This window comes from Aminobacter sp. P4_H6_2, assembly GCF_056400805.1.
In genome coordinates this window covers 1-4,875 of record NZ_JBFUKO010000410.1, presented here as the reverse complement: position 1 = coordinate 4,875, position 4,875 = coordinate 1, and the positions used below count along the sequence as shown (strand labels likewise).

Sequence of the window (4,875 nt, the reverse complement as noted above, 5' to 3'; positions counted from 1 at the left end):
GCCGTGGTGCGCTCGCTCTACAATGCGGTGAGCCGGCAGGAATATGCCCGCGCCTGGGATTATTTCGGCGAGACCAAGCCCGCCAAGGATTTTGAGGCCTTCGCCAAGGGCTACGAGGCAACCGAGCGCGTCGAGGTCGAAACCGGTGCTGTCAGTTCCGAAGGTGCCGCCGGCAGCATTTTCTACAACATCCCCGTCGCCATTCGCGCCGTCGACAAGGACGGCACCGAAAAGATCTTCGCCGGCTGCTACACCGCGCGACAGGTCAACGGCTCGATCCAGGCGCCGCCGTTCAAACCGATCCAGCTCGACAAGGGCACGCTCAATCCAGCCGATGGCACGCTCACCGACGCATTGCCCAAGCAATGCGGTGACGCTCCGCCAGTCGAAACCGATGCGGTTTTCGATCTTGCCAGGAAGACATTCGCGGCCAGCCATCAGGCCCAATGCGACGTTGCCAAAGAAGGTGATGATGTCGCGCTAAGCTACAGGATTTCCTATCATAACAAGACCGACGCCGCCGACGCAGCACCCAGCGAAGCCCGGCTGTTTCGTTTCTTCTGCCAGATGGGCGCCTACAACGAGACCCATATCTATTACCTCTGGAACGAAGCCGACGGCCTCAACGAGCAGCATTTCGCTACGCCCGAGCTCGACATCCGCTACGAGAACGACAATTCCGAAGGCAAGCTCGAAAGCGTCGACGTCATTGGCTACCGCTCCGAAAACGCGCTGGTCAACTCGTCCTTCGACGAAAAGACCCTGACGATCCTGTCGCACAACAAATGGCGCGGCGTTGGCGACGCCTCGTCCGACGGCACCTGGATTTTCCGCGACGGGGCGTTTGCGCTGATCCAATACGACGTCGATGCGTCCTATGACGGCGAGATCAATCCCCAGAGCGTGCTCGACTATAACACCGGGCCGTAAATCTCACTTCGCGGCCAGCATCCAGTTGAGCGTGTCGCGCCAGTCGGTCATGCGAATCGGCGTGCCGTGCGTGCCGGTTTCGAATCGCACGAAGCGCGCGGGATAGCTGGGTTTCTTGGCGAGGATCGAGCGGAAAAACGCCTCCAGCTTGTCGATTGGGAAGACCGGATCCTTGCTGCCCTGGCCGAAGAACACCGGCACTTTGGCAGCAAACGCCGGCGAGGTCAGGAACCCCTCATCCCACAACGAGCCAAGCAACATCAGCCCGCCCAGTTGCTTGGCCGCCTTGGCATCATGGGCAAGACCCCAGCACAGCGCCCCGCCCATCGAACCGCAAGCAACCACCACCTTGGCGCCGGGCGATCGGGCGGCGTAATGATCGATGAGGGCCGCTATCTCAGCCACGCCCTTGTCGCCGAAGTCGGAAAAATCGGGCGATAGATAAAGCCCGCCATTGGCCACCATCAAGTTCTTGATGCGGTTGAAATTGCCGCCGAAAGTGAAGTCGTCGACGCCCTGCTTGCGGCTGCCACCCTGCCCGTGAAGGTAAAGCACGATGACCGACGCGCCCTCGGTCTTGCCGACTGCAACATGCTTGATGTTGCCGGCATCGGTCCTGAGCATCAGGTCCCGCTGCACCCAGCGCACGCCGGTATCGACATATTTGCTCTTGGCCCGCCGTTCGGGGATCTGGTCGCGTTCGTTGATGTCACGCAACTCGCTGTAATCGACGAGCCGGTAGGTCTTGCCCTCGGATGACAGGATGGCCGGATAGGCGAAGAGTTCGTCCTTGTAGGGCGCTAGGCTTTGCGCATGGGCAGACGAGGCAAGTGTGGCCAGGACGAGCGGTAAGACCAGAAGACGGAGGCTGGCTGGCAGCCATGCGCTCCACGGCGCCCCCCTCTGGCCTGCCGGCCATCTCCCCCTCAGGTGGGGAGATTGGCAGCTTCGGCGCCTYGCCTTTTTTKCAACGTAGACGATTGGCGAAAGTCGCGGTGMCGGCGTGATCTCCCCMCYTGWGGGGGAGATGKCCGGCAGGMCAGAGGGGGGCGTGAAGGAACGAGACTTCGAGAAAGGCTTGAGAAACATCACATTGGTCAATCCTGCAACACGCCGCCAGCCGTCTCAAGCGCGTCGGGCGTATCAACATCGACGCCGGCACCGACGCCGATCTCCACATCAATGACATCCACGCCTTCGGATTCAACCAGGTGCCGGGCACCCGTGTCGCCTTCGAGATGGGCGACGGCTGGGAACAGCGACCGCGGCAAGATAACCGGGTTGCCGCGCTTGCCGTCATGGGTGGCGCGGACAACGGCGCGGCCATCGGCGCGCTCGAATGCTTCGATCAGGCGATCGAGGTCGGCGGCCAACACCTCGGGCATGTCGCCGAGCACGATCAGCGCGCCGGCTGCATCTTCAGGGAGTGCGGCAATGCCGGCCTTGAGCGAACTGGCGAGGCCGGAGGCGAAGTCAGCATTGTGAGCGATAGGAATGTCGAGACCGGCAAGTGCCTCGCGAATGCGGGGAGCCTGATGGCCCGTGACAACGACTGTGCTTTCAGCCTTGGAGGCCAGCACGCGTTCGGCCGTGCGGCGCACCAATGGCTTGCCCTGGAACAGCGCCATCAGCTTGTTGGGACCGCCTATACGGCTGGAACGGCCGGCTGCGAGCAGCACGGCGTGGACCTTCGGTACCGGCGATATGGCGGACAGGTCGCGCGGCTGCGGTCGCGTCGGGATTTCCATCAACAGACCGCCGACGCCCATGCCGCCAATGTCTGCCGCCGTCACCTCAAGCCCTGACATAAGCCGATCGAGGACCCAGTCAAAACCGTTTTCCTTGGGGCTGCGGGCGCAGCCGGGCGCGCCGACCACCGCGGTAGCTCCGATGTGGCCGAGCACCAGCAGATTGCCCGGGTCGACCGGCATGCCGGTACGGATAACGGTGCCGCCGGCGGCGCGGATCGCTGCGGGGATGACATCGTCGAAATCGCTCAGCGCCGAGGCGCCGAAAATCACCACCATGTCATGGTCGCGGGCGAGCGCCTTGGCGGCTTCGGCCACTTCGGCCGTTTCATGCGCCGTGCGCCGCTCGGCAGTCAGCCGGCTACCCGAGCGTGCCAGGCGCTGCTCGGTCAGGCGGGCCGTCTTGTCGAGCACGCTTGGCTTGACGCTGGGCAGCACCGTCTGGATGACGCCGACGCGCTTGGGCACGAACGGATTGACAGCGAACACCTCGCGGGCGGCGCAAAGCTCGGTCGCCCGCCGTACGAGATGGCCGGCGACAGCGAAAGGAATGATCTTCACCGTCGCGACCATCTGGCCTTTTTCGACGGTGGCATGCTGGGCGAGCGTAGCGACAGTGATGGACGGGTCAATGGCGTTGATGGCATCGATGAGGGCCGCGTCGACCGTGAAAACACCCGCATTCAGCGCATGCAAATTGACGCGCCCCGTCGCCGCCGGCTTCACCTCGACATGGTGGTGGCGCATGCTTTGAGCGATTACTTCGGCAGCCTGGTCCTCGCCGAGGTCGCCCAGCTCCAGCACCGCAACGACGATTTCGCTCAGGCCAGCAGCTTCGAGGATCGCGATGTCTTCGGCAGCGAGCACATGGGCCTTGCGGTAGCGATGGTCGCCGGCACTTGTGGAATGTGCGAGGACCGCGCCTTCAGCCTGCCRGATAGGTATCGCGCCGAATTTCACGCCGCCTCGCTTTTCGGCTTGCCGACAAGTCCACGCGAACGAAACGCGGCAATGACCTGTGCGAGCACCGCAACCGCAATCTCGGCCGGGTTCGCGGCACCGATGTTGAGACCGATCGGCGCGTTGATGCGCTCGATCTGATCAGGCGTGGTACCCATGCCAAGAAGCCGTTCGACGCGTTTGGCATGGGTCTTTCGGCTGCCCAGAGCGCCGACATAAAAGCACTCGGCATCGAGTGCAGCCTTGAGCGCGAAATCGTCGATCTTGGGATCATGCGTCACCGCCGCCAGCGCCGCATAGCGGTCGAGCGGGGCGTGCTTCAGCACGTCCTCGGGCCATTCGGCATGGAGAGTAACGTCAGGAAAACGATCGTCGCTGGCAAAGGCCGTGCGGGGATCGATGATCTCGAGCGGAAAACCGGCAATCTTGGCCATCGGCGCCAGCGCCTGGCTGATATGGACGGCACCGATCACCACAAGCCGTGGTTGGGGCAGGTGGACATTGAGGAAGAACTGCCGACCTTCGGCCTCGGCCGTGCCGGAAAGGCCGGTTCGAAAGGCCTTGGCCAGTGCTTCACCGAGATCGCCGGCGACGACGTCGCCTTCCTTGACCACACGGTCGCGGCCGTCGCCCATGTCGGTGACGAGGATTGCGGCACGTCGCGCACGGCGCTCGGCATTCAACGTCTTCAGTGCAAACGGATCCATCGCCTCAACCCAATCGCTCGACATAGACCCGGATGCGGCCGCCGCAGGACAGGCCGACCTGCCATGCTGTTTCGTCGGCGACGCCGAACTCAAGCATCTTCGGCTTGCCGCTCCCAATCACGTCGAGCGCTTCGGAAATGACCGCACCCTCGACGCAACCGCCGGACACCGAGCCATGGAACGTGCCTTCGGCGTCGATCACCAGATGACTGCCAATGGGACGCGGCGCCGAACCCCAGGTCTCGACCACGGTGGCGATAGCGACATCCTTGCCGTCCTTCATCCAGCCTTCGGCGATGATCAGAGGATCGCGGGCTTCATCGAGAAATTTGCTTGGCATGGAACCTCCTTCACGACCTTACGCCGCGCGGCGCTGTCCGTCGATGATCCACAATCTGGGGTCGCTGCTGCGCGAAGCGGGAGCACCGAGCGATGCGCAGAGATCGCCGAGCGCGTTGAGATTGTGTACCGGGCGGAACTCGTCGACATGCGGCAGCATGGCACGAACGCCCCGGGCCCGGGCCTCGAAA

Annotated in this window: 5 protein-coding genes and 1 pseudogene; 1 reads left to right on the top strand and 5 read right to left on the bottom strand. The window is 63.3% G+C overall.

Features of this window, described 5'->3' with window-relative positions; genetic code table 11:
• A partial coding sequence (locus tag AC1DUU_RS23055) for a DUF1176 domain-containing protein (protein WP_476785709.1) occupies nt 1-930 on the top strand: 930 nt, incomplete at its 5' end.
• Nucleotides 931-933: 3 nt separating this feature from the next.
• On the opposite strand, the gene AC1DUU_RS23050 is transcribed toward AC1DUU_RS23055, so the two are convergent.
• The 5 genes and pseudogenes from AC1DUU_RS23050 to AC1DUU_RS23030 form a co-directional block, all read right to left on the bottom strand.
• Nucleotides 934-1,809 carry an alpha/beta hydrolase family protein gene (locus AC1DUU_RS23050; protein ID WP_476785710.1) on the bottom strand — a complete coding sequence of 292 codons (876 nt, stop codon included), beginning with the start codon at nt 1,807-1,809 and terminating at the stop codon, nt 934-936.
• Nucleotides 1,810-2,027: 218 nt separating this feature from the next.
• Complete coding sequence (locus AC1DUU_RS23045; protein ID WP_476785708.1) at nt 2,028-3,638, bottom strand: NTP transferase domain-containing protein; 1,611 nt, start codon at nt 3,636-3,638, stop codon at nt 2,028-2,030.
• A complete protein-coding gene (locus tag AC1DUU_RS23040; RefSeq protein WP_476785707.1) occupies nt 3,635-4,345 on the bottom strand; it encodes an XdhC family protein in 711 nt (236 codons plus the stop codon). Before AC1DUU_RS23040 ends, AC1DUU_RS23045 begins: the two co-directional genes overlap by 4 nt.
• 4 nt (nt 4,346-4,349) lie before the next feature.
• Nucleotides 4,350-4,685, bottom strand: a complete 336-nt coding sequence (locus AC1DUU_RS23035) for an XdhC family protein (RefSeq protein WP_476785706.1) — start codon at nt 4,683-4,685, stop codon at nt 4,350-4,352.
• 18 nt (nt 4,686-4,703) lie between these two features.
• A pseudogene (locus AC1DUU_RS23030) lies at nt 4,704-4,875 on the bottom strand (VWA domain-containing protein); the annotation flags it as partial.

Coding starts and splice junctions, on each gene's coding strand:
- AC1DUU_RS23040 (WP_476785707.1), bottom strand. CDS start 4,345: ATGGATCCGTTTGCACTGAAGACGTTGAATGCCGAGCGCCGTGCGCGA.
- AC1DUU_RS23035 (WP_476785706.1), bottom strand. CDS start 4,685: ATGCCAAGCAAATTTCTCGATGAAGCCCGCGATCCTCTGATCATCGCC.